Raw genomic sequence first — 19359 nt, 5'->3', positions numbered from 1 at the left:
AGTACCGCCGGGCATCTTGCCGCCCTCGCCATCGCGCTCTAGGGGCCGGTCGCAGATGGTTCAGGACCCCGCGCCCATTCCGGTTACCACCGGCTCGACCGGGATTTTCCGGGCGGCGGCGCGTAACCTCGGCTGGCTGCTCGCCAGTCGCAGCGTGCTGGCGATCCTGTCGCTGTTCTATCTCGGGTTCGCGACACGCACGCTGGGGGTGGTCGATTTCGGCCGGTTCGCGCTGATCTCGGGAGCCGCGCAGGCGCTGGCGACCTTTGTCGGCTTCCAGACGTGGCAGATCATCGTCCAGTACGGCGTCGAGCCGATCCAGCACGGCGACACGCCCAGGCTCGCGCGGCTGCTCCGGTTGTCGGCGATCCTCGACATGTGCAGCGCGCTGGTCGGCGCCGCGCTGACCGTGGCGATCCTGTTCGCGTGGAGCGACGGGTTCGGCATTCCGCCCGACCTGATGCGCGACACGCTGATGTTCGCGGTGGTGCAGCTGATCACGATCCGCTCGACCCCGCTCGGCATCCTGCGGCTGCGCGACAAATTCTCGTTGTCGGCGGTGGCGGACAGCATGACGCCGATCATGCGCTTCGTCGGCGCGGGCGCGGCGATGATCGTCGAACCGACGATCCGCGGCTTCATGCTCGCCTGGGCGGTCGCCGAGATCGTCACCGCCGCGACCTATTGGATCATGGTTGCGAAAAGCGGTGACCTGCGCCTGCTCGCGAGCGGCCGGGGCAGCTGGCAGCAGGTCCGCGATGAAAATCCGGGCATCGTCCGCTTCTCGCTGAGCACCAACGCGAGTGCGACGCTGGGCCTGTCGAGCAAGCAGATCCCGCTGCTGCTGGTCGGCGCGTCGATCGGCCCGGCGGCGGCGGGTGCGTTCCGGCTGGCGACTCAGCTGGCGCAGGCGTTGGCGAAACTGTCGCAGATGCTGTCGCGCGCCGCCTTCCCCGAGATCGTCCGCGCGGTGCGCACTGCCGAGCCGTCGCGCCTGCGCCGCATCCTGATCCGGACGATGCTGGCCAGCACGGCGGCTGCGCTCGTCATCCTCGCCATCGTCGCGCTGGTCGGCGAACCGATCCTGAAGGTCGTCGGCGGCAAGTCGTTCGTCGGCGCGTACCCGGTGCTGTTGTGGCTCGCCGCCGCCGGGTGCTTCGACCTCGCCACCGTCAGCCTCGACACGGTGATGACCGCGCTGCACCGCGCCGGCACGGTGTTCGCGATTCGCGCGGTCGGGGTGCTGTTGCTGTTCGTCACCGCGTTCGCGCTGATGCCGACCTACGATTCGACCGGAGTCGCAGCCGCGGTCGCGGTCGGTTCGGTCGCGGTGGCGATCCTGCTCGGGTTCGCCGCCGCGCGGATGACGCGTACGCCCTCCGGGCCGCAGGCGGTCGACGGAGCGTAGCGCGCGAACGACGAACGCCCCGTTCGCGTCGCAAATGTCATCTGTGCGCCGCGCTCCGGCCATCTTTTCCGCGCTTAAGTCCTGTCATGAAGACTGTGGTTTCCCTTAGCCTGGGCGCGGCGGCGCTGCTGATGCCCGTCTCGGCGCACGCTGCCGAGGCATGCGAAGGTACGCCCGGCGGCGGCAACGCCAAGCTGATCGTCGAGGCGACGGCGATGCACAACGCCGTCGGCGAGGTCGCGTTCACCGTCTATCCCGATGACAAGAAACGGTTTTTGGCGAAGGGCGGCAAGCTGGTGCGGGCGCGCGTGGCGGCAAGCAGCCCGCGCGCGTGCTTCTGGCTGAAGCCCGGCCACTATGCGGTCGCGCAATATCACGACGAGAATAGCGACCATGATTTCAACCGGACGCTGTTCGCGCCGAAAGAGGGATTCGGCTTTTCCAACGATGCGCCGACCTCGATCGGGTTGCCGTCTTTCGATGCGGCGCGCACGGCCTTGGCCCCATCCGGGACCGTCGTGCGTATGAAAATGCGGTATCGCCGGTGATCCAAAATCCGCTGGTTGCAGCGGAACGGAAATCTTCCTGACACAAATTTGTAGCGGTTATGTACCGCGACGGGTATCTTATATCGTGGCCGATGCTGTTTCGAACTTCCATGCCTTTGGCGGGCACCCTCTTTCGCCACCGGCGCCGCCGGCGTGGCTGCCCGAAGGCATGTTCGATCCGTCGGCATCCGAGCGGTACGGCGTGAGTCCGCGCGACGCGGCGGCGAAGATCCGTACGGGCATCATCTGCAACCCGAAAAGCCACCGCAACCGCAGCAGCGTCGAGGCGACCAAGCCGTTCCTGTCGGGGACCGTGCTTGCTGTGACCCCGCGCACGCAGGCCGAACTCGCCGAAGTGCTGACCGATTTCGCGCGCCACGGCATCGAACTGCTGGTGATCGACGGCGGCGACGGCACGATCCGCGACGTGATGACCGCTGCGGCGCGCGTGTGGACTGGTGCAGCCCCCCGCGTCGCGATCGTGCCGTCGGGCAAGACCAACGCGCTCGCGCTCGATCTCGGCATCCCCGATAGCTGGACGCTCGACCAGGCGCTGACCGCCGCGCGCGCGGGCAACGTCAAGATCCGCAGCCCGATCGAGGTCATACGCAAGGATACCGGTGCGCGGCTGCACGGCTTCCTGCTGGGTGCGGGCGCGTTCGTCGACGCGACCGCGCTGGCGCAGCGCACCCACCGCGCCGGCGCTTTCAACGGCGTCGCGGTTGGCCTCGCACTGTGCTGGGCGATCCTGCAGACCCTGTTCGGGGGCGCGAACAGTTCGTGGCGCGCGGGCAACCGGATGCGGATCCGGTTCGAGTCGCGCGGTGACGAAGGCGTTCATGCCGCGGGTCGGAATACGGACAGCGATCGCGCCCGCTATATCCTTCTCGCGTCGACGCTGAAGCGGATGCCGATCGGGATACGACCTTTCGGCGTGCCCCGCGGCGGACTGAAGACCTTGCTGGTCGATGCGCCGCCGCGTTGGCTCGCCGCCGCAACGCCGCTGATCGTCGCCGGTTCGCCGGCCGCGTGGCTTGATCGTGCAGGGTATCACCGGATCGATTCGCCGAGCTTCGACCTGTCGATGGACTCGGGCTTCATCCTCGATGGCGAAGTCTATCCGGGCGGCGACCTGACCATCCGCGAGGCACGCGCGCTGCGTTTCGTCGTTCCGTGATCACGCTCGGCGACGTCGTCCGCCGTCAGTTGCACGTCCCGACCATCGCCGCCGTCCGCGACGTCGCGGCGATACTTGCAGGGGACGCGCCCGAGACCGCGGCGGTTCTGTTCTACGGTTCGAACCTGCGCACCGGCGAGACCGAGGGCGTGCTCGACTTCTACGTGCTGACCGCCGGCCCGCCCGAGCGCGGCCTGTGGCCGACCGTCAGCTACCGCGAGTTCGACCTGCACGGCGAGACGTTGCGCGCGAAGATCGCGACGATGCGGCTGGCGACGTTCGCCAAGGCGGCAGCCGCGCAAACGCTCGACACGACGATCTGGACGCGTTTCGTGCAACCCTCCGCGCTCGTCTGGGTCCGCGATCCGGCAACCGCGAACCGAGTCGCCGTGGCGATCGGCGATGCGGCGAAGTCCGCCGCGCGCTTTGCCGCCGCGCTCGGCCCCCAGACCGGTACCGCCGACGATTATTGGCGGGCGCTGTTCCGCCAGACCTATGCCGCCGAACTCCGAGTCGAGCGCAAGGGCCGCGAGGGCCAGATCCTTGGCTTCGATCCGGGGCGCTACGCCGAACTCCTGCCGCTCGCCTGGACCGCCGACGGGATCGCCTATCGCGACGAAGCTGGCATGCTGAAGCCCGATCTGTCGCCAGCGCGACGAAACGCGTTGCTGCGCGCGTGGGGCCGTCGCCGTCGTGCGGGCAAGCCGCTCAACGTGGCACGATTGGTGCGGGCGGCGTTCACCTTCGAAGGCGCCGCGCGCTACGGCGTGTGGAAGGTCGAGCGGCATACCGGCGTCGCGGTGCCGCTGACCCCGTGGCGCGAAAAGCATCCGATCCTGGCCGCGCCGGGCGTGTTCTGGCGGGTCTGGCGGGCGCGCGCGCAAACCGGACCGAAAACGGTATGAGCGCGGATGGTCGCGGCTTCAACGCGCTGATCCTCGCCGGCTCGCGCGGCGGCGTGGATCCGGTCGCAGCCTATGCGGGCGTCTCGCACAAGGCGCTGATCGTGCTCGACGGCGAGACGTTGCTGGCCCGCGTCGCGCAGGCGTTGCGAGAGGCTGGCGCGCGCACGATCGCGGTATCGGTGTCGGACGACGCGGTCCGTGCCGCGGCAAATGCGCTCGGCCTCATCGTGCTCGACGCGGCATCCGGTCCGAGCCGCAGCGTTCGCGACGGCATCGAAGCGCTCGGCGCGCCCTTGCTGGTCACGACCGCCGACCACGCGCTGTTGCAGCCCGGATGGGTGACGCGTTTCCTCGCCGACGTCCCCGCACAGGCCGATGTCGGTGCCCTGCTCGCACGTCAGGACGTCATCGAAGCCGCTGCCCCGGGCACGCGCCGCACTTATTTGCGCTTTGCCGACGGGGCGTGGTCGGGGTGCAACCTGTTCTACTTCGCAACGCCGCGCTCGGTCGCCGCACTCGATCTCTGGGCGCAGGTCGAGGCGGACCGCAAGCGGCCATGGCGGATCGTTCGGCGGCTCGGGATCGGCACGCTGCTCCGGTATCTGTCGGGTCGCCTGACGCTGGTCGCGGCGATCGCGCATCTCGGTCGTCTCGCCGGCCTCGACGCCGCCGCGATCGCCAGCCCGTTCGGCCTGGCCGCGGTCGACGTCGACAAGCCCGCCGATCTCGACCTGGTCCGGGCGCTCGTCGTAAAGGCTTGAGCCGCCGACCGCCTACTCCAATTCCGCGAAGAAATGCCTCGGCCTGCCGTTCGCCCCTGTTTCCGAAGGCCGGGTTGGTGCAAAGCGCCGCGCATGCAAACGCTCGCGCCCCAACCCGCCTCATCCGCCATCACGACGACCTCGATCGGCATTTATGGTAGCGCAGGACGCATGGGCCGCGCGATCGTCGAGGCGATCGAGGCGGCTGGCGCGTCGCTCGCCGGCGGCGTCGATGCGCGCGAGGACCCGAACCCGCTCGCCCGGACCGCCGATGTGCTGGTCGATTTCTCGACGCCCTCCGCAGTCGAGGCGCATCTCGCCGCCGCGCGCGCCGCTGGTACCGCTATCGTCATCGGTACGACCGGCCTGTCGCCGCAGCACCAGTCGATGATCGACGACGCGGCGAAGGACATCGCGATCCTGCAGACCGGCAACACCTCGCTCGGCGTCACGCTGCTCGGTATTCTCGTCCGCGAAGCCGCCGCGCGTCTCGGGTCCGACTGGGACGTCGAGATCGTCGAGATGCACCACAAGCACAAGGTCGACGCGCCATCGGGCACCGCGCTGCTGCTCGGCGACGCCGCCGCCAAGGGCCGCGGCACGACGCTCGCCGAACTCCGCGTCGACAGCCGCGCCGGGCTCGTCGGCGCGCGCACCGAAGGCACGATCGGCTTTGCATCACTGCGCGGCGGATCGGTGATCGGCGACCATAGCGTGATCTTCGCGGGCGAAGGCGAGCGGATCGAACTCAACCACCGCGGCGACGATCGCTCGATCTTCGCGCGCGGTGCGGTGCGCGCGGCGATCTGGCTTGCTGGGCAGCCCGCCGGGCGCTACCGTATGGGCGACGTGCTCGGGTTGTAAGGGCGTGAAGAAAGCCGACGTCATCGAGTTCTACGCGCGTCTGGCGGAAGCCGACCCGCACCCCGAGACCGAGCTGGAATTCGTCAATCCCTACACGCTGGTCGTCGCGGTCGCCTTGTCGGCGCAGGCGACCGACGTCGGCGTGAACAAGGCGACGCGCGCCCTTTTCCGCGACGTCGACACGCCTGAGAAGATGGTCGCGCTGGGCCTCGAAGACCTGAAGCGCCACATCAAGACGATCGGGCTCTACAACACCAAGGCGAAGAACGTCATCGCGCTCTCGCAGATGCTGATCGACGATTATGGCGGCGAGGTGCCCAACGACCGTGTCGCACTCGAGCGCCTGCCCGGCGTGGGTCGCAAGACCGCCAATGTGGTCCTCAACGTCGCGTTCGGTGCGGAGACGTTCGCGGTCGACACACATATCTTCCGCGTCGGCAACCGTACCGGCCTCGCCCGCGGCAAGACCCCGCTCGCGGTCGAACTGAAGCTCGACAAGGCCACCCCGCAACCGTTCCGCCTGCACGCGCATCACTGGCTGATCCTGCACGGCCGCTACGTCTGCAAGGCGCGGACCCCCGAATGCTGGCGCTGCATCGTCAGCGATCTGTGCGCCTACAAACCCAAGACCCCGCCGCCCAAGAGCCGAGCGCTTGCCAGCTCGGCTCCCCAGACGGACATCGATCCGGCAACCGGCGAGGCCTGATCGCGAAAACGTCTGGCGTGCGCCGTTATGCTTTGCTAGGCGGACCGTCCGGCACCCGTAGCTCAGCTGGATAGAGCGCTGCCCTCCGAAGGCAGAGGCCACTGGTTCGAATCCAGTCGGGTGCACCAAACTTCAATTCGAGATTAGTCAAAAGCCCTGTTGCTGCGATGTCGGCAGGCGTGCGCTGGTCGACTGCCGCGCGCTGTACCGCGCAACCTCGCTTTAGGTCGTATGCGCGGTCCACGCGTTGATCTGTCGGTTCAAACAACCGGTTTGTGTGGATCGTCGTGCAGCGGCTTTTCGAGACCTGCTAGCGGAACTCCGTCTCGACGAAGATCGGGCCGGCCGTGGGGGTCGCGGGGATCGGCTCTGCCAGACCCGGCGCTTGCGCTGGTACAGGCCGTCGGATCATGCGGTGGCCTAGTCGCACCATCGGCTCTTCGACGGCATGATAAACGACTGCCGCGATGAGGATCGTCGCGCTCAGCACGACCGCGACATAGCGTAATGCCGAACCCGGATCGCCCGCGATCAGGATCGTGCCGCACGCCAGGATCACCGGTCCGTGGAACAGGTAGACGGAATACGAGATGGTCCCGAACCACTTTGCCACACGCCGGTAAACCGAACGGCCGTCGATCGCGCGGCTGCTATCCGAGCCAGCGCCGACGACTCCCACGAACAGCAGCAGCGCACCAATATACCCTAAAGTCGGTGCCAGGTTGAAACCTGCGGCGCCGACCGGCGGGACCGTCATGAACTGGACGACGGGCACGATCGCCAGGAAGAGGCCGCAGAGACGCCCCGCCAGACGCACCGCGATCGCATTACGCTCGAGCATCGCCAGTCGCAGCATCGTTCCCAGCAACATTAGCCCCAAGTTCAGCGGCAGGTCGGCGGGCAGCCGCTTGTCGACCAGATGAGACGCCAGTGCGAGCAACAGCGCTGCACCGAACAGCGCGACGATTCCTCCGGCCAAGACGAACGGCGCACGCAGCACCCCCCAGGCAACGAGGCAGGCCGCCAGCACGTAGAACGCCAGTTCCGTTGCCAGCGTCCAATAGGCGACGACGATATCGGGCTGACCGACATAATGCTGGACCATGGCCACATTGGCCACGATCGTCACCGGCGCAGGAGCCGGCGCGCCTGTCATATGCAGCACCAGCAGCGCGACGCCCAACGACAGCCAATAGGCGGGATACAGGCGAAATGCGCGGCTGATCGCGAATCCGCGGACCGGACGATCGGTGCGAAAACTGAACGGGATGACGAACCCGCTGATCAGAAAGAACAGCGCGACGCCAAACCGCCCAAAGTGGAAGATGCCGTCGAACAGCAGCACGCCGGCCTGTTCGATCGGAAGGGGAAGCGCGTGCGTCGCTATGATGGTCTCGGCAAGGTGCTGAAACAGAACGAGCAACGCGGCAAATCCGCGCAGCATATCAAGCGTTTCGATCCGGCCGGAGCGAGGAAGGCGCGAGCCGTCGAAGGGGATGCGCCCCATGCCAGCTGCTGTCATTGCTCCCCCGCTTCCAAGACACTTGTACGCGGCGAAACTTTTTCTAGCAAACTCGGTATCTTACAATGGCCCCAAAACGGGTCAATCAGTTCGGCTTACCACTGGCATCCTTTGCGTTTGAGCATCTTACGCACACCCTAGTCGTCGCTGCTGGCGCGAACGGTTAGCCAGTTTGTCGGAAGCCCACAGGTTTGTGTGGCCGGCCATCATCTTCATTCGGCCTGATGTTACCGCTCCGGTGGGCCAGCCTTTTGGTCGGGTCGCTTGCTGGCGACGACGGCTGATAGCATAGCGGACCGGGCTCGATCCGCCGCGCGCGCTCGCAGCCCTGCCCCCCGCGGAATGCCGTTAGAAGCGGATCTTGCGTTCCAGTTCGCTCGCGCGGGTTGCGGTTTTTGTAACGAGGCAGGCGGTGTCGATCGTTTCTCCATCGATCTTGCACTCATAGTCGCGCGCCTTGAGCCAGGATCGCTGTTCGTCGCGCAACGCGATACGTTGCGCCGGTCGGCTCGCGAGTTGCCGCATGACCTCCTGATAGGCCTTGTTCAGCCGCGCGTCCTGCGACGCCATTTCGGTCTGCGCGCAGATACCGCCCTGCACCGTGTTGCCGCGGGCCCGCGCCTGGCACGCCGTGTACCGGTCGGATATCCCGGCGGGTGCCACCTGTGCGAGGAGAGGCGCCCCGGCTGAAACTACAACCGCCGCCGCCGCGGCCGCCAACATCTTCCACTGCATCGCGCTCTCCCCTGCCGCATGATCGGTGGCGGGAGTGTAGCGACGGGCCAGCCGCTCTGTCTACGCTCCGGCTAGCGGCGCTTCAGCCGGACCAGCGCGGCATCGAGCGCGGAGAGGAAGCTCGACCGGTCGGTCTTGGAGAAGGGTGCGGGGCCGCCGATGATGTCGCCGCCCGCGCGCAGGTCGGCCATGATCGCGCGCGTGGCGATCGCGCCGCCGATCGAGCTGGTGGTGAAGGGCTTGCCGGTGTTGGCGAGTACGGTTGCGCCGGCTTTCACGCAGCGGTCGGCGAGCAGGATGTCGGCGGTGATCACCACCGACTTCGCATCGGCCTGTTCGGCGATCCAGTCGTCGGCCGCGTCGAACCCGTCGCTGACCACGATGCGCGAGATCAGCGGGTGGACGGGGATGCGGAAATGGCTGTTGGCGACGATCGTCACGGGGACTTCGTGGCGCCATGCAACCTTGTAGATCTCGTCTTTGACGGGGCATGCATCGGCGTCGACCAAGATGCGGATCGCGCTGGAAGATACGTTCGTCATCGTACACATCCCAAACCGCCCCACCCGCTCCCGTCATCCTGACGAAAGTCAGGATCCAGGATCAAGCAGGGCGGCGTTCGTTACTCTGGATCCTGACTTTCGTCAGGATGACGGAGTTCTTGAGGGCGACGCGCCCTCCCCCATTGGAAAGGACGCGCCGAGGTCCTCAGCTGCGCTCGCGGTTGCCGCGGTACGGGGGCTTCCGTGCAGGAGCCGGACCGCCACGCGGTGCCGCACGGTGCAGCGTCGAGCGGGGGCCGCTCGCATTGCTGCGACCACCGCCGCCGCCATCGTGCCGAGCACCGCTCTCCGGCGCACCCTGCATCGCCTCGATGGCAACGCCGCTCTCTTCCTCGCCAGCCTGTGCCGTCCGCTGGATTGCCGCCGAGAACCGCGACGCAACCGCGCGGGGAATCTCGAAAGCCGTCTCGTTCGGACCGATCCGGATCGCACCGATCTCCGACTTCGTGATGTGCCCGCGACGGCAGATCAGCGGCAGGATCCAGCGCGGATCGGCGTTCTGGCGACGACCGATGTCCATCCGGAACCAGACCGTGTCCTCGAAGCCCGCGCGCGGACCCTGCGAACGCTCGTCCTGAGTCGGCTGCTTGCTCTGGTCGATCAGGTCCTCGGCCTGCGGCATCGTCGCACGGTGCATGTGCACCAGCGCCGCGGCGATATCCTCCGGCGTCTTCTCGGCCATCAGGCGGACGGCGAGCGCGCGATCCTCCTCCTCGACCTCGACCGGCTGCAACAGCATGCCGATCAGCCGCTCGTGATCGTTCTTGCGGATGTCCTCCGCGGTCGGGGCGTTGACCCACTCCGCGTTGATCTTCGCACCACGAAGCATCATCTCGACGCGACGGCGACGCGGGAACGGCACGATCAGGACGGCGGTGCCCTTCTTGCCCGCACGACCGGTACGACCCGAGCGATGCTGGAGCGTCTCGGCATCGCGCGGCAGTTCGACGTGCACGACCAGCGACAATGTCGGCAGATCGATACCGCGAGCCGCAACGTCCGTGGCGACGCAGACGCGCGCACGACGATCGCGCAACGCCTGAAGCGCAGCGTTACGCTCGTTCTGCGAATGCTCGCCGGACAAGGCGACGGCGGCAAAGCCACGCTCAACGAGGCTCGCGTGCAGGTGACGCACATTGTCACGCGTCGCGCAGAACAGCATCGCCGTCTCCGCCTCGTGGAAGCGCAGCAGGTTGATCACCGCATGCTCGATCTCGGACGGCGAGACCGTGACGGCCTGGTACGAGATATCGCCATGACCACGATCCTCGCCGACGGTCGAAATCCGCAGCGCATCCTTCTGGTAGCGCTTGGCGAGCGCGACGATCGGCCGGGGCATCGTCGCCGAGAACAGCAAAGTGCGACGTGCTTCAGGCGACGCGTCGAGGATCTGCTCGAGGTCTTCGCGGAAGCCCATGTCGAGCATCTCGTCGGCCTCGTCGAGCACGGCGACCTTGAGGGCCGACAGGTCGAGCGCGCCACGCTCGAGGTGATCGCGCAGACGACCCGGCGTGCCGACGACGATATGCGCGCCGTGGGCGAGCGAACGACGCTCCTTCGAGGCGTCCATGCCGCCGACGCAGGTCGAAATGCGCGCACCGGCCTTGGCGTAGAGCCACATCAACTCGCGGCTGACCTGAAGCGCCAACTCGCGAGTCGGTGCGATGCAGAGGACGAGCGGCTTGTGCGGTGCGGGCAGGCGCTGGACGCCGTCCTCGCCGGCTTCACCGAGCAGTTCGCCGGCCATCGCCAGGCCGAACGCCACGGTCTTGCCCGAGCCGGTCTGCGCCGACACGACGAGATCGCGACCGATCGCGTTGTCCTCGATCACATGAGCCTGGACGGGGGTGAGCGCGGTATAGCCGCGCGCTTCGAGCGCCTCGGAAAGAAGCGACGGAATATTTGTAAAAGGCATGTACGTCCTAATTGGTGGCCGGCTTACGCAACGGCAAGGCACTGGCGTGGTGGTCCCTACAGGACTTGACCCGCGGCCCACCCGCTCGCCCATGCCCATTGGAAGTTGTAGCCGCCGAGCCACCCTGTGACATCGACCGCTTCGCCGACTGCATACAGCATTGGTACGCGTTTGGCTTGCATTGTTTGCGATGACAGTTCCGCGGTGCTGATTCCGCCCGCGGTGACCTCGGCCTTGGCATAGCCTTCGGAGCCATTCGGCGTGAATTGCCAATGGCTTAGCGCGCGTTCGGCGTCCTGGAGCTTGCGGTCGGTGAGCGTGGAAATCTCGTTCGTCATGCCCAAACGCTCGCTCAAAGTCTCCGCGAGTCGGTCCGGGAGCGTGCTGCCGAGCAGTTTCCGCAGAGTCGCGCGCGGCGTGGTACGCTTGGCGGCGGGGAGCCAGCCGGACTCGCGATCGGGGAGGAAATCGATCCCGACGGGCTGGCCGTTGCGCCAGTAGGACGAGACTTGGAGGATCGCGGGGCCCGACAGGCCGCGGTGCGTGAACAGCGCCGCCTCGCGGAATGCGGTCTTGCCGGCGGTGGCGACGACTTCGGCCGCGACGCCGGAGAGTTCGCGGAAGAGCGTTTCATCGCCGCCGAGCGTCAGCGGGACGAGTGCGGGGCGTGGCTCGACGACCTTCAACCCGAACTGCCGTGCGAGATCATAGGCGAACCCGGTTGCGCCCATCTTAGGGATTGATGGGCCACCGGTTGCTATGACCAAGGCGGGGGCTGTGACGGTGCGGCCGTCTAGCGATACGCGATAGCGGCCGTCTGCGTGGTCGACTCCGGTGATCGCGCGGCCGAGCGACAGGTCGACGCCGCCCTTGTCGCATTCGTCGAGGAGCATCTCGACGATCTGCTTCGCGGAGCCGTCGCAGAAGAGTTGTCCGAGCGTCTTCTCGTGCCAAGCGATGCCGTAGGATTCGACGAGCGCGAGGAAATCCTGCGCGGTGTAGCGGCCGAGCGCGGACTTGGCGAAATGCGGGTTGGCGGAGATGTAGCGGTCGGCGGCGGTGTGGACGTTGGTGAAATTGCACCGTCCACCGCCGGAGATCAGGATCTTCTTGCCCGCCTGGTCGGCGTGATCGACGAGCAGGATCTTCCGCCCGCGCTGGCCGGCGACGGCGGCACACATGAGGCCGGCTGCGCCTGCCCCGAGGATTATGGCGTCGTATTCGGACAAGTGGAGCTCCGTGCGGCTTCGGTCAGCGGCCGCCTATTAAAATGTTTCCCCGCGAAGGCGGGGACCCAGACTGGGCTCCCGCCTTCGCGGGAGAACAAGGGGTGGCCGTGGTAGCGTGTTCGGGCGGGGCCACATAAGTGGTGATCTGCAGTCAGCGAAATATCCCGATCCGCTGGCTAGCACCACCCCGGCGAAGGCCGGGGCCCAATTGGGGGACGGCAATGACGCAGGTTGCGCGCAGTTACTCCGACCTTTCCAATTGGGCCCCGGCCTCCGCCGGGGTGGTGCCATTCGGGCGGGGGCGCGGCGCCTATCGCGGCAATGTCTCTCGCGGTGATACCGTTCGAAATGGCGCCATGCGGGGGCCCGGAAGCCTCCGACGGCGTGGAGGAGACGATAACGCCCCTTCTACTCCCTCTCCCCTCCGGGGAGAGGGCTAGGTGCCCTCAGCCGCTACCGCAGCTTCGCAATATTCAACGAGTCTTCCTTCGCCCGAACCTTCACCGATTCCTCGCTCCGGGTCAGCGCCTTAGCGATCGCCTTCAACGCCATGCCCTTCTTCGCCAGCGTATGCAGCTTCTGGATCTCGTCCTGCGTCCACGCCTGACGGTGCCGTTCGAATTTCGCTTCAGCCATCAGCCGTCATCCTTGTCGATCGCCAGAACCTCGATCGCGTCCGGCTTGTCCGCAAACGCGACCGTCTCGCCAACCGCCGCGCCCATCAGCGCGCGCGCCAGCGGTGCCGAGAACGCCAGCCGGTCCTCGCCAGGCTCGGCCTCGTCACCACCGACGATCGCAATTACGCGCTCCGCGCCGTTCATCCGAACGCGAACGCGCGAACCGATCCCGACCTCGTCCTCTTCCGGCAAAGGCGCGAGTTCGGCGGTCGTCTGGCGCGTGTGCCAATAGCGCAGGTCGCGCAGCAACAGCTTGCGCGCCTCCTCGTCGGTCTCGGCCGCAACCGCAGCCTCGATTTCCGTCACCCGTTCGCCAAGCAATCGCAACCCCCGCGCCGTGACCAGATTGGGCCCCGGCGCGATCGGCTGTTCGAACTTGGGTTCGAGATGTTCCTCGTCACTCTCGCGACGGAAGGCGACGCTCATGCCCTTACTTCAGGCACGCGACGATTCCGGCGATCGCCGCGAGCGTGCCGTCGACGTTCTTCACCTTCACGACGTCCAGCCCGAGCTGCTCGGCCGGATAATCATTCCCGCCCGGGAAGATCGCGTCGCCGATGAACATCATCTTGTCGAGCGCGATGCCGCTCGCCTCGTTGAGCTTCTTCAGGCCGTAAGCCTTGTCGACACCTTCGCGCGTGATGTCGATCGAGGTCGCGCCGCCCATGTTGATCGACAGCCCCGGCAGGCGCTTCTGCAAGTCGGCCTGGATCACCTTGCGCTTGGCGAAGTCCGGATCCCAGCTGTGCTTGGCATCGATGGGCGCTTCCTGGCCGAGCGCGGAGAACGTGATCTGGCTACCACGATCCTCGATCCGCTCGCCCCAGGTCTTCTCGGGCACGAACCCGGTAGCTTCCAACGACTCGTCGAACGCCTTGAGGATCTTCTGCTTCTCGTCCTCCTCGAACAGCTCGGCATACACCGCGCGCCATTCGCCATCGAACCGGTACAGTTTGGTGCCCGTCGTCGGCATCAGCCACAGCTTGGTGCGATCGGCGCGCTCGGGCAGGCGCGACGCGACCTGCTTTTCGAATTGCGGCCAGTCGCCGCCCGAGATCACCGCGACATGCGCGACGTCGAGCAGATTCGCCAACGCCTCGCCCATCGGCTCCTGCAAGGGCTGCTTGCTCTCGGCCAGCGTTCCATCGAGGTCGAAGGCAACCAACTCTTTCATGCGGAAACTCCAGTAAGGATAAACGTGTCGATCGCGTGCGCGACGCCATCGGCATCGTTCGCGCTGGTAATCTCGTGCGCGACGTCACGGACGGTCTGCGGCGCATTGCCCATCGCGATCGCCAACTTGGCGCGCTTGAGCATCGCGATGTCGTTGGCCTGATCGCCGATCGCCGCGGTCTGCGTCAAGCTGATGCCGAACGCGTCCGCCAGTTCCTCGATCCCGCTGCCCTTGTTGCCGGCCACCGGCGTGATGTCGAGATAATAGGTCTGCGACTGGACGATCGTCGCCTGCGCATCGAACTTGGCGGCGACCTTCGCGTGCAGGTCGCGCAACAAATCCTCATCATCGCTGACGAACGTTACCTTGTCGGCCTTGGCGAGCAGGTCGGTAAAGTCGGAGACGATCACCGGGTCCTGCGCGGAGGCCTTCTTCTCGCTGCCGACATGCCCGCCCTGGTCGGTGCTGGCATACCAGACGTCATCCGCGAAGAACCACGTGTCGACCGGCGCGTCACCGATGATCTCCATCGCGCCGCGAACGACATCGACGTCGATCATGTGGTGCTCGATCACGGTGCCGTCGCGCTTGAATACGATCCCGCCGTTGAACGCGCCCATCGGCTCGTCGATGCCGAGCAAGTCCGCGATCGGCATCATCCCCGAACGCGGGCGTGCGCTGATGATCGTGAAGCCGAGACCCGCCGCCTTCAGTCGCTTGACCGCATCGACGGTCGCGGGCGTCACCTTCTTCTCCTTGTCGACGAGCGTCCCGTCGACATCGGAGACCAGCAGCTTGATTGCCCCGCTCATGCCACCGCTCACTGGGGCATCTCGACATGACCGCCAAAGCCATAGCGCATCGCTGACAACAGCTTGTCGCCGAACGTATGGTCCACGCGGCTGCGATAGCGCGCATACAGCGCCGCGCTCAGCACGTTGGCGGGCACCTTCTCCTCCATCGCCGCGTCGATCGTCCACTGGCCCTCGCCCGAGTCCGCGACGCTGCCGCTGAAGCCTTCGAGCGTACCGTCCTTCGCCAGCGCGATCGCCGACAGGTCGAGCAGCCACGACGAGATCACGCTGCCGCGACGCCAGACTTCGGCGACGTCGGTCAGGTTGATGTCGAAGCGCTCCTCCTCGACGACATGCTCGCCGGACTTGCCCTTGAGGATGTCGAAGCCCTCGGCATAGGCCTGCATCAGGCCGTATTCGATGCCGTTATGGACCATCTTGACGAAGTGCCCGGCGCCCGAGGGGCCCGCGTGGATATAGCCCTTCTCCGCGCGCGGATCGGCCTGGCCTTCGACGCGGCCCGGCGTGCGGACGATCGTTCCCATGCCCGGCGCCAGCGTCTCGAAGATAGGATCGAGCAGGTCGACCGTTTCCTTGTCGCCCCCGATCATCATGCAATAGCCGCGCTCGAGGCCCCACACGCCGCCCGACGTGCCGACGTCGACATAGTGGATGCCCTTCTCGGCCAGTTCCTTCGCGCGGCGGACGTCGTCCTTGTAGAAGCTGTTGCCGCCGTCGATGATGATGTCGCCCGGATTCGACTTCGCGGCGATCGCCTGGACGGTGCTCTCGGTCGGCTCGCCTGCGGGGACCATGACCCACCAGATCGCCGGCGTGTCGAGCTTGGCGTGCATGTCGTCGAGCGAATCCGCCCCGATCGCGCCATCGGCGGCAAGCTTCTTCACGGCTTCGGCATCGCGGTCGAACGCGACGACTTCGTGGCCGTTCTTCATCAACCGGCGCGCAATGTTGCCGCCCATCCGGCCGAGGCCGATCAGTCCGATCTTCATGGGGAATTCCTTGCTTACCCCCTCTCCCCGCCGGGGAGAGGGTTGGGGTGACGGGCAGTTGGGGAGGGCAGCGCTCGCGGCGCCCCTCACCCCGGCCCTCTCCCCAACGGGGAGAGGGAGCAGAAGTTTACGCCGTCGCGGGCTGCTTCTTGGCGATCGAGCCGAGCAGGTCGTCGAACGCCTTCACGAACGACGCGACGCCCTCTTCGACCAGCTTGCCGGTCACGCCGTTGAGGTCGAGACCCAGTCGTTCGGCCTCCGCTAGCGTATGCTTCGCGCCCTCGACGTCCGCCGTGATCGTCTCCGCCGCGGTGCCATGATCGCGAAACGCGTCCATCGTCTTGGGCGGCATCGTGTTGACGGTATCCTTGCCGATCAGCGTGTCGATGTAGAGCGTGTCGGGATAGCTCGGATCCTTAACTCCGGTCGACGCCCACAGAAGGCGCTGCGGTTGCGCACCCTTGGCGGCGAGCGCCTGCCAGCGGTCCGACTTCAGGAAGTCGAGATACCATTGATACGCCATCTTGGCGTTGGCGATCGCGACCTTGCCGCGCACCGCCTTCAGCGCCTCAGCCTCGGCATCGCCCTTCTCCAGGCGCGCATCGATCTCCTTGTCGATCGACGAATCAATCCGGCTGACGAAGAAGCTCGCGACGCTGGCGATCTTGTCGATCGGCTGGCCTTGCTTGACGCGCTCCTCGAGCCCCGCCGCATACGCCTCGGCAACGCGAATGTACGCGTCGAGCGCGAACAGCAGCGTGACGTTGACGTTGATCCCGCTCGCGATCGTCGACGAGATCGCCGGACCGCCCGCAAGCGTCCCCGGGATCTTGATCATCAGGTTCGGCCGGTCGACCATCCCCCACAGCTTCTTCGCCTCCGCGATCGTCGCGTCGGTATCGTCCGAAATATACGGCGACACCTCGAGGCTGACATAGCCATCCTTCGCGGCGAGCTTGTCGTAGACCGGCTTCAACGTCTCCGCCGCCGCCTTGATGTCCTGAATCGCGAGATGCTCGTAACGGTCGATCGTCGCCGCGCCGGCATGCTGCTTATCGTATTCGGCGAGCGTCGAGTCATAGGCGTCGCCATGCCCCATCGCCTTTTCGAAGATCGACGGGTTCGACGTGACGCCGGTCAGGCCGTCCTCGTCGACCAGCTTCTGGAGACCACCGGCCTCCAGGAACTTCCGGTCGACGAAATCGAGCCATACCGCCTGGCCGAAGCCTTCGAGATCGTTGAGCGCACCCATCACTTGGTCTCCATCACTTGGCGGGCGACCTTGACGACATTGTCGACGGTGAACCCGAACTTGTCCTGCAGCTTGGCGAGCGGTGCCGAAGCACCGAAGGTCGACATCGTCACGGTCGCGCCGTCGAGCCCGACATAGCGGTCCCAACCGATCGACCCGGCCATCTCGACCGCAACGCGCGCCCGCACTTCGCGCGGCAACACGCTTTCCTTGTACGCGGCGTCCTGCAGTTCGTAGCGATACCAGCTCGGCATCGACACGACTCGGCTCTTCACGCCGTCCGCGGTCAGCTTCTCGTGCGCCTCGACGACCAGCGACACTTCGCTGCCGGTCGCGATCAGGATCACGTCGGGCGTGCCGTCGCTGTCGGCGAGGACATAGCCGCCCTTCTCGAGCCCGTCTGCGCTTGCATACTTGGTCCGGTCGAGCGTCGGCAGAGCCTGGCGCGACATGATCAGCGCGGCCGGCGTGCTCGCGTCCTTGAGGACCGCCTTCCAGGCCGCGACGACCTCGTTCGCGTCGCTCGGACGGATCGTGTCGAGGCCGGGGATCGCACGCAGCGTCGCGAGATGCTCGATCGGCTGGTGCGTCGGGCCGTCCTCGCCGACACCGATCGAATCGTGCGTGAACACCCAGATCGCGCCGACTTCCATGATCGCCGACAAGCGCACCGGCGCGCGCATGTAGTCGGCGAACACCAGGAAGGTGGAGCCGTAGGAGCGCAGATGCGATAGCGCCATGCCGTTGACGATCGCGCCCATGCCGTGTTCGCGGATGCCGAAGTGGTAGTTCCGACCGGCGTAATTCTCCGCCTCGAACGAGGGCTGACCCTTGATGTCGGTCTTGGTCGACGGCGCGAGATCGGCCGAACCGCCGATCAGCCACGGCACCTTGGCGGCGATCGCGTTGAGCACCTTGCCACCCGAATCACGGCTGGCGACGCCCTTGGCATCCGCCTCGAAGGTCGGGATGTCGGCATCCCAGCCCTCGGGCAGCTCATCCTTGAGCAGCAGGTCGAGCTCGGCGGACAGCTCGGGATAGGCGCCACGATACTTGTCGGTCAGCGCGACCCACTCGTCGCGCAGCTTGGCGCCACGCTCCGCGATCGCACCGTTGAAATGTTCGATCACGCCGTCCGGCACGTAGAACGACTTGTCCTCGGGCCAGCCATACGCCTGCTTGGTAAGGCGGATATTCTCCTCGCCGAGCGGCTCGCCGTGGGCCTTCTCGCTGCCTGCCTTGGGGCTGCCGTAGCCGATCACCGAATGCACGACGATGAAGGTCGGCTTGTCGTTGGTCGCCTTGAACGTCTCGATGGCGCGGCTCAGCGCGGCGGTGTCGTTCGCGTCGTCGATATGGATGACGTTCCAGCCATAGGCATCGAAGCGCAGGCCGACATCCTCGTCGAACGCGAGATCGGTCGCGCCCTCGATCGAGATGTGGTTGCTGTCGTAGATCCAGCACAGATTGCTGAGCTTGAGGTGACCGGCGAGGCTCGCCGCCTCGGCCGAGACGCCCTCCATCATGTCGCCGTCGCCACAGATCGTGTAGACGTCATGGTCGAACAGCGTGAAGCCGTCCTTGTTGTAGCGCGCCGCGAGCCAACGCTCGGCAATCGCCATGCCGACCGAATTGCCGCAACCCTGGCCGAGCGGACCCGTCGTAGTCTCGACACCGGTGGTGTGGCGATATTCGGGGTGACCCGGCGTCTTCGACGACAGCTGGCGGAACTGCTCGATATCCGCGAGGCTGACGGCCTCCTTACCGGTCTTGTTACCGTCCGCATCGATCTCTTCGATCTTGGCGAGGTGAATCAGCGAGTAGAGCAGCATCGACGCATGGCCGACCGACAGCACGAAGCGATCGCGATTCGGCCAGTCGGCGTGCTTGGGATCATAGCGTAGAAACTTCGACCAGAGCGTGTAGCCGACCGGCGCGAGCGCCATGGGGGTGCCGGGATGGCCCGAATTGGCCTTCTGCACCGCGTCCATCGACAGCGTGCGGATGGTATCGATCGCCAGACGCTCGGGGGAGCCGTCCTCGTGCAGCATAGGGTCCGCCTTGGTGGGGGCGGTTGCGGTATCGGTCATGGAAGAAGCCTCGCTCTAGACGGTGACCG

At 66.3% G+C, this 19359-nt stretch carries 19 protein-coding genes and 1 tRNA gene; 8 read left to right on the top strand and 12 right to left on the bottom strand.

Translation table 11 applies throughout. The annotated features are described in order from the left end of the window. The first annotated feature begins 55 nt into the window (after positions 1 to 55). The 8 genes from AC59GX_RS02375 to AC59GX_RS02340 all read left to right on the top strand — a co-directional run bounded on the left by AC59GX_RS02375 (position 56) and on the right by AC59GX_RS02340 (position 6497). Positions 56 to 1408 (top strand): lipopolysaccharide biosynthesis protein, encoded by a 1353-nt coding sequence (locus AC59GX_RS02375; protein ID WP_426282483.1) that lies wholly within the window; start codon positions 56 to 58, stop codon positions 1406 to 1408. Between the two features lie 86 nt (positions 1409 to 1494). After that, on the top strand, positions 1495 to 1956 hold the full coding sequence (locus tag AC59GX_RS02370) for a DUF2141 domain-containing protein (protein WP_426282484.1): 462 nt from the start codon (positions 1495 to 1497) through the stop codon (positions 1954 to 1956). Between the two features lie 85 nt (positions 1957 to 2041). Then, entirely contained in the window at positions 2042 to 3133 is a 1092-nt protein-coding gene (locus AC59GX_RS02365) for a diacylglycerol/lipid kinase family protein (RefSeq protein ID WP_426282485.1), read from the top strand. Then, complete coding sequence (locus AC59GX_RS02360) at positions 3130 to 4038, top strand: hypothetical protein (RefSeq protein ID WP_426282486.1); 909 nt, start codon at positions 3130 to 3132, stop codon at positions 4036 to 4038. The genes AC59GX_RS02365 and AC59GX_RS02360 overlap by 4 nt, the downstream gene beginning before the upstream one ends. Next, complete coding sequence (locus AC59GX_RS02355) at positions 4035 to 4799, top strand: nucleotidyltransferase family protein (protein WP_426282487.1); 765 nt, start codon at positions 4035 to 4037, stop codon at positions 4797 to 4799. The genes AC59GX_RS02360 and AC59GX_RS02355 overlap by 4 nt, the downstream gene beginning before the upstream one ends. Before the next feature lie 93 nt (positions 4800 to 4892). After that, positions 4893 to 5663, top strand: coding sequence for a 4-hydroxy-tetrahydrodipicolinate reductase (gene dapB / locus AC59GX_RS02350; protein ID WP_426282488.1), 771 nt, complete (start codon positions 4893 to 4895; stop codon positions 5661 to 5663). A gap of 4 nt (positions 5664 to 5667) precedes the next feature. Continuing rightward, the gene (gene nth / locus AC59GX_RS02345; protein WP_426282489.1) at positions 5668 to 6369 is read left to right on the top strand and encodes an endonuclease III; all 702 of its coding nucleotides are present in this window, start codon (positions 5668 to 5670) and stop codon (positions 6367 to 6369) included. Positions 6370 to 6420: 51 nt separating this feature from the next. Continuing rightward, positions 6421 to 6497: transfer RNA gene (locus AC59GX_RS02340), tRNA-Arg, on the top strand. Positions 6498 to 6679: 182 nt separating this feature from the next. On the opposite strand, the gene AC59GX_RS02335 is transcribed toward AC59GX_RS02340, so the two are convergent. The 12 genes from AC59GX_RS02335 to tkt form a co-directional block, all read right to left on the bottom strand. Next, a complete protein-coding gene (locus AC59GX_RS02335) occupies positions 6680 to 7891 on the bottom strand; it encodes an acyltransferase family protein (protein WP_497300735.1) in 1212 nt (403 codons plus the stop codon). Positions 7892 to 8239: 348 nt separating this feature from the next. Further along, positions 8240 to 8626: a lysozyme inhibitor LprI family protein gene (locus AC59GX_RS02330; RefSeq protein WP_497300734.1), complete on the bottom strand. Its 387-nt coding sequence runs from the start codon at positions 8624 to 8626 to the stop codon at positions 8240 to 8242. A gap of 71 nt (positions 8627 to 8697) precedes the next feature. Next, positions 8698 to 9168: a YaiI/YqxD family protein gene (locus AC59GX_RS02325; RefSeq protein WP_426282492.1), complete on the bottom strand. Its 471-nt coding sequence runs from the start codon at positions 9166 to 9168 to the stop codon at positions 8698 to 8700. A 166-nt stretch (positions 9169 to 9334) separates the two neighbouring features. Next, on the bottom strand, positions 9335 to 11104 hold the full coding sequence (locus AC59GX_RS02320) for a DEAD/DEAH box helicase (RefSeq protein ID WP_056055171.1): 1770 nt from the start codon (positions 11102 to 11104) through the stop codon (positions 9335 to 9337). A gap of 56 nt (positions 11105 to 11160) precedes the next feature. Beyond that, positions 11161 to 12285: a BaiN/RdsA family NAD(P)/FAD-dependent oxidoreductase gene (locus AC59GX_RS02315; RefSeq protein WP_426282900.1), complete on the bottom strand. Its 1125-nt coding sequence runs from the start codon at positions 12283 to 12285 to the stop codon at positions 11161 to 11163. Between the two features lie 501 nt (positions 12286 to 12786). Further along, positions 12787 to 12969, bottom strand: coding sequence for a hypothetical protein (locus AC59GX_RS02310; RefSeq protein ID WP_055881387.1), 183 nt, complete (start codon positions 12967 to 12969; stop codon positions 12787 to 12789). Beyond that, complete coding sequence (locus tag AC59GX_RS02305) at positions 12969 to 13436, bottom strand: GreA/GreB family elongation factor (RefSeq protein ID WP_093399817.1); 468 nt, start codon at positions 13434 to 13436, stop codon at positions 12969 to 12971. The genes AC59GX_RS02310 and AC59GX_RS02305 overlap by 1 nt, the downstream gene beginning before the upstream one ends. A gap of 4 nt (positions 13437 to 13440) precedes the next feature. Further along, positions 13441 to 14184, bottom strand: a complete 744-nt coding sequence (locus tag AC59GX_RS02300; protein WP_093399819.1) for an HAD-IIB family hydrolase — start codon at positions 14182 to 14184, stop codon at positions 13441 to 13443. Further along, positions 14181 to 14996 carry a Cof-type HAD-IIB family hydrolase gene (locus AC59GX_RS02295; protein WP_426282493.1) on the bottom strand — a complete coding sequence of 272 codons (816 nt, stop codon included), beginning with the start codon at positions 14994 to 14996 and terminating at the stop codon, positions 14181 to 14183. The genes AC59GX_RS02300 and AC59GX_RS02295 overlap by 4 nt, the downstream gene beginning before the upstream one ends. Positions 14997 to 15004: 8 nt before the next feature. Beyond that, a complete protein-coding gene (gene gnd / locus AC59GX_RS02290; protein ID WP_497300730.1) occupies positions 15005 to 15988 on the bottom strand; it encodes a phosphogluconate dehydrogenase (NAD(+)-dependent, decarboxylating) in 984 nt (327 codons plus the stop codon). A gap of 127 nt (positions 15989 to 16115) precedes the next feature. Beyond that, positions 16116 to 17240 carry a transaldolase gene (gene tal, locus AC59GX_RS02285; protein ID WP_426282495.1) on the bottom strand — a complete coding sequence of 375 codons (1125 nt, stop codon included), beginning with the start codon at positions 17238 to 17240 and terminating at the stop codon, positions 16116 to 16118. Beyond that, positions 17240 to 19330, bottom strand: a complete 2091-nt coding sequence (gene tkt / locus AC59GX_RS02280) for a transketolase (RefSeq protein WP_497300728.1) — start codon at positions 19328 to 19330, stop codon at positions 17240 to 17242. The genes tal and tkt overlap by 1 nt, the downstream gene beginning before the upstream one ends. Positions 19331 to 19359: the final 29 nt, after the last annotated feature.

The sequence above is a fragment of the Sphingomonas sp. 320_CC genome (assembly GCF_059691795.1).
The sequence above is the reverse complement of the archived record's forward strand: the minus strand, read 5'-3'. Positions and strand labels throughout refer to the sequence as shown.

What these genes read in the sequence shown, in the direction of transcription:
- AC59GX_RS02295 (WP_426282493.1), bottom strand. Translation starts at nt 14,996, where the DNA reads ATGAGCGGGGCAATCAAGCTGCTGGTCTCCGATGTCGACGGGACGCTC.
- dapB (WP_426282488.1), top strand. Translation starts at nt 4,893, where the DNA reads ATGCAAACGCTCGCGCCCCAACCCGCCTCATCCGCCATCACGACGACC.
- AC59GX_RS02330 (WP_497300734.1), bottom strand. Translation starts at nt 8,626, where the DNA reads ATGCAGTGGAAGATGTTGGCGGCCGCGGCGGCGGCGGTTGTAGTTTCA.
- AC59GX_RS02320 (WP_056055171.1), bottom strand. Translation starts at nt 11,104, where the DNA reads ATGCCTTTTACAAATATTCCGTCGCTTCTTTCCGAGGCGCTCGAAGCG.
- AC59GX_RS02300 (WP_093399819.1), bottom strand. Translation starts at nt 14,184, where the DNA reads ATGAAAGAGTTGGTTGCCTTCGACCTCGATGGAACGCTGGCCGAGAGC.
- tal (WP_426282495.1), bottom strand. Translation starts at nt 17,240, where the DNA reads ATGGGTGCGCTCAACGATCTCGAAGGCTTCGGCCAGGCGGTATGGCTC.
- AC59GX_RS02335 (WP_497300735.1), bottom strand. Translation starts at nt 7,891, where the DNA reads ATGACAGCAGCTGGCATGGGGCGCATCCCCTTCGACGGCTCGCGCCTT.
- AC59GX_RS02355 (WP_426282487.1), top strand. Translation starts at nt 4,035, where the DNA reads ATGAGCGCGGATGGTCGCGGCTTCAACGCGCTGATCCTCGCCGGCTCG.
- AC59GX_RS02305 (WP_093399817.1), bottom strand. Translation starts at nt 13,436, where the DNA reads ATGAGCGTCGCCTTCCGTCGCGAGAGTGACGAGGAACATCTCGAACCC.
- AC59GX_RS02325 (WP_426282492.1), bottom strand. Translation starts at nt 9,168, where the DNA reads ATGACGAACGTATCTTCCAGCGCGATCCGCATCTTGGTCGACGCCGAT.
- AC59GX_RS02310 (WP_055881387.1), bottom strand. Translation starts at nt 12,969, where the DNA reads ATGGCTGAAGCGAAATTCGAACGGCACCGTCAGGCGTGGACGCAGGAC.
- AC59GX_RS02315 (WP_426282900.1), bottom strand. Translation starts at nt 12,285, where the DNA reads ATGTGTGCCGCCGTCGCCGGCCAGCGCGGGCGGAAGATCCTGCTCGTC.
- tkt (WP_497300728.1), bottom strand. Translation starts at nt 19,330, where the DNA reads ATGACCGATACCGCAACCGCCCCCACCAAGGCGGACCCTATGCTGCAC.
- AC59GX_RS02375 (WP_426282483.1), top strand. Translation starts at nt 56, where the DNA reads ATGGTTCAGGACCCCGCGCCCATTCCGGTTACCACCGGCTCGACCGGG.
- AC59GX_RS02370 (WP_426282484.1), top strand. Translation starts at nt 1,495, where the DNA reads ATGAAGACTGTGGTTTCCCTTAGCCTGGGCGCGGCGGCGCTGCTGATG.
- gnd (WP_497300730.1), bottom strand. Translation starts at nt 15,988, where the DNA reads ATGAAGATCGGACTGATCGGCCTCGGCCGGATGGGCGGCAACATTGCG.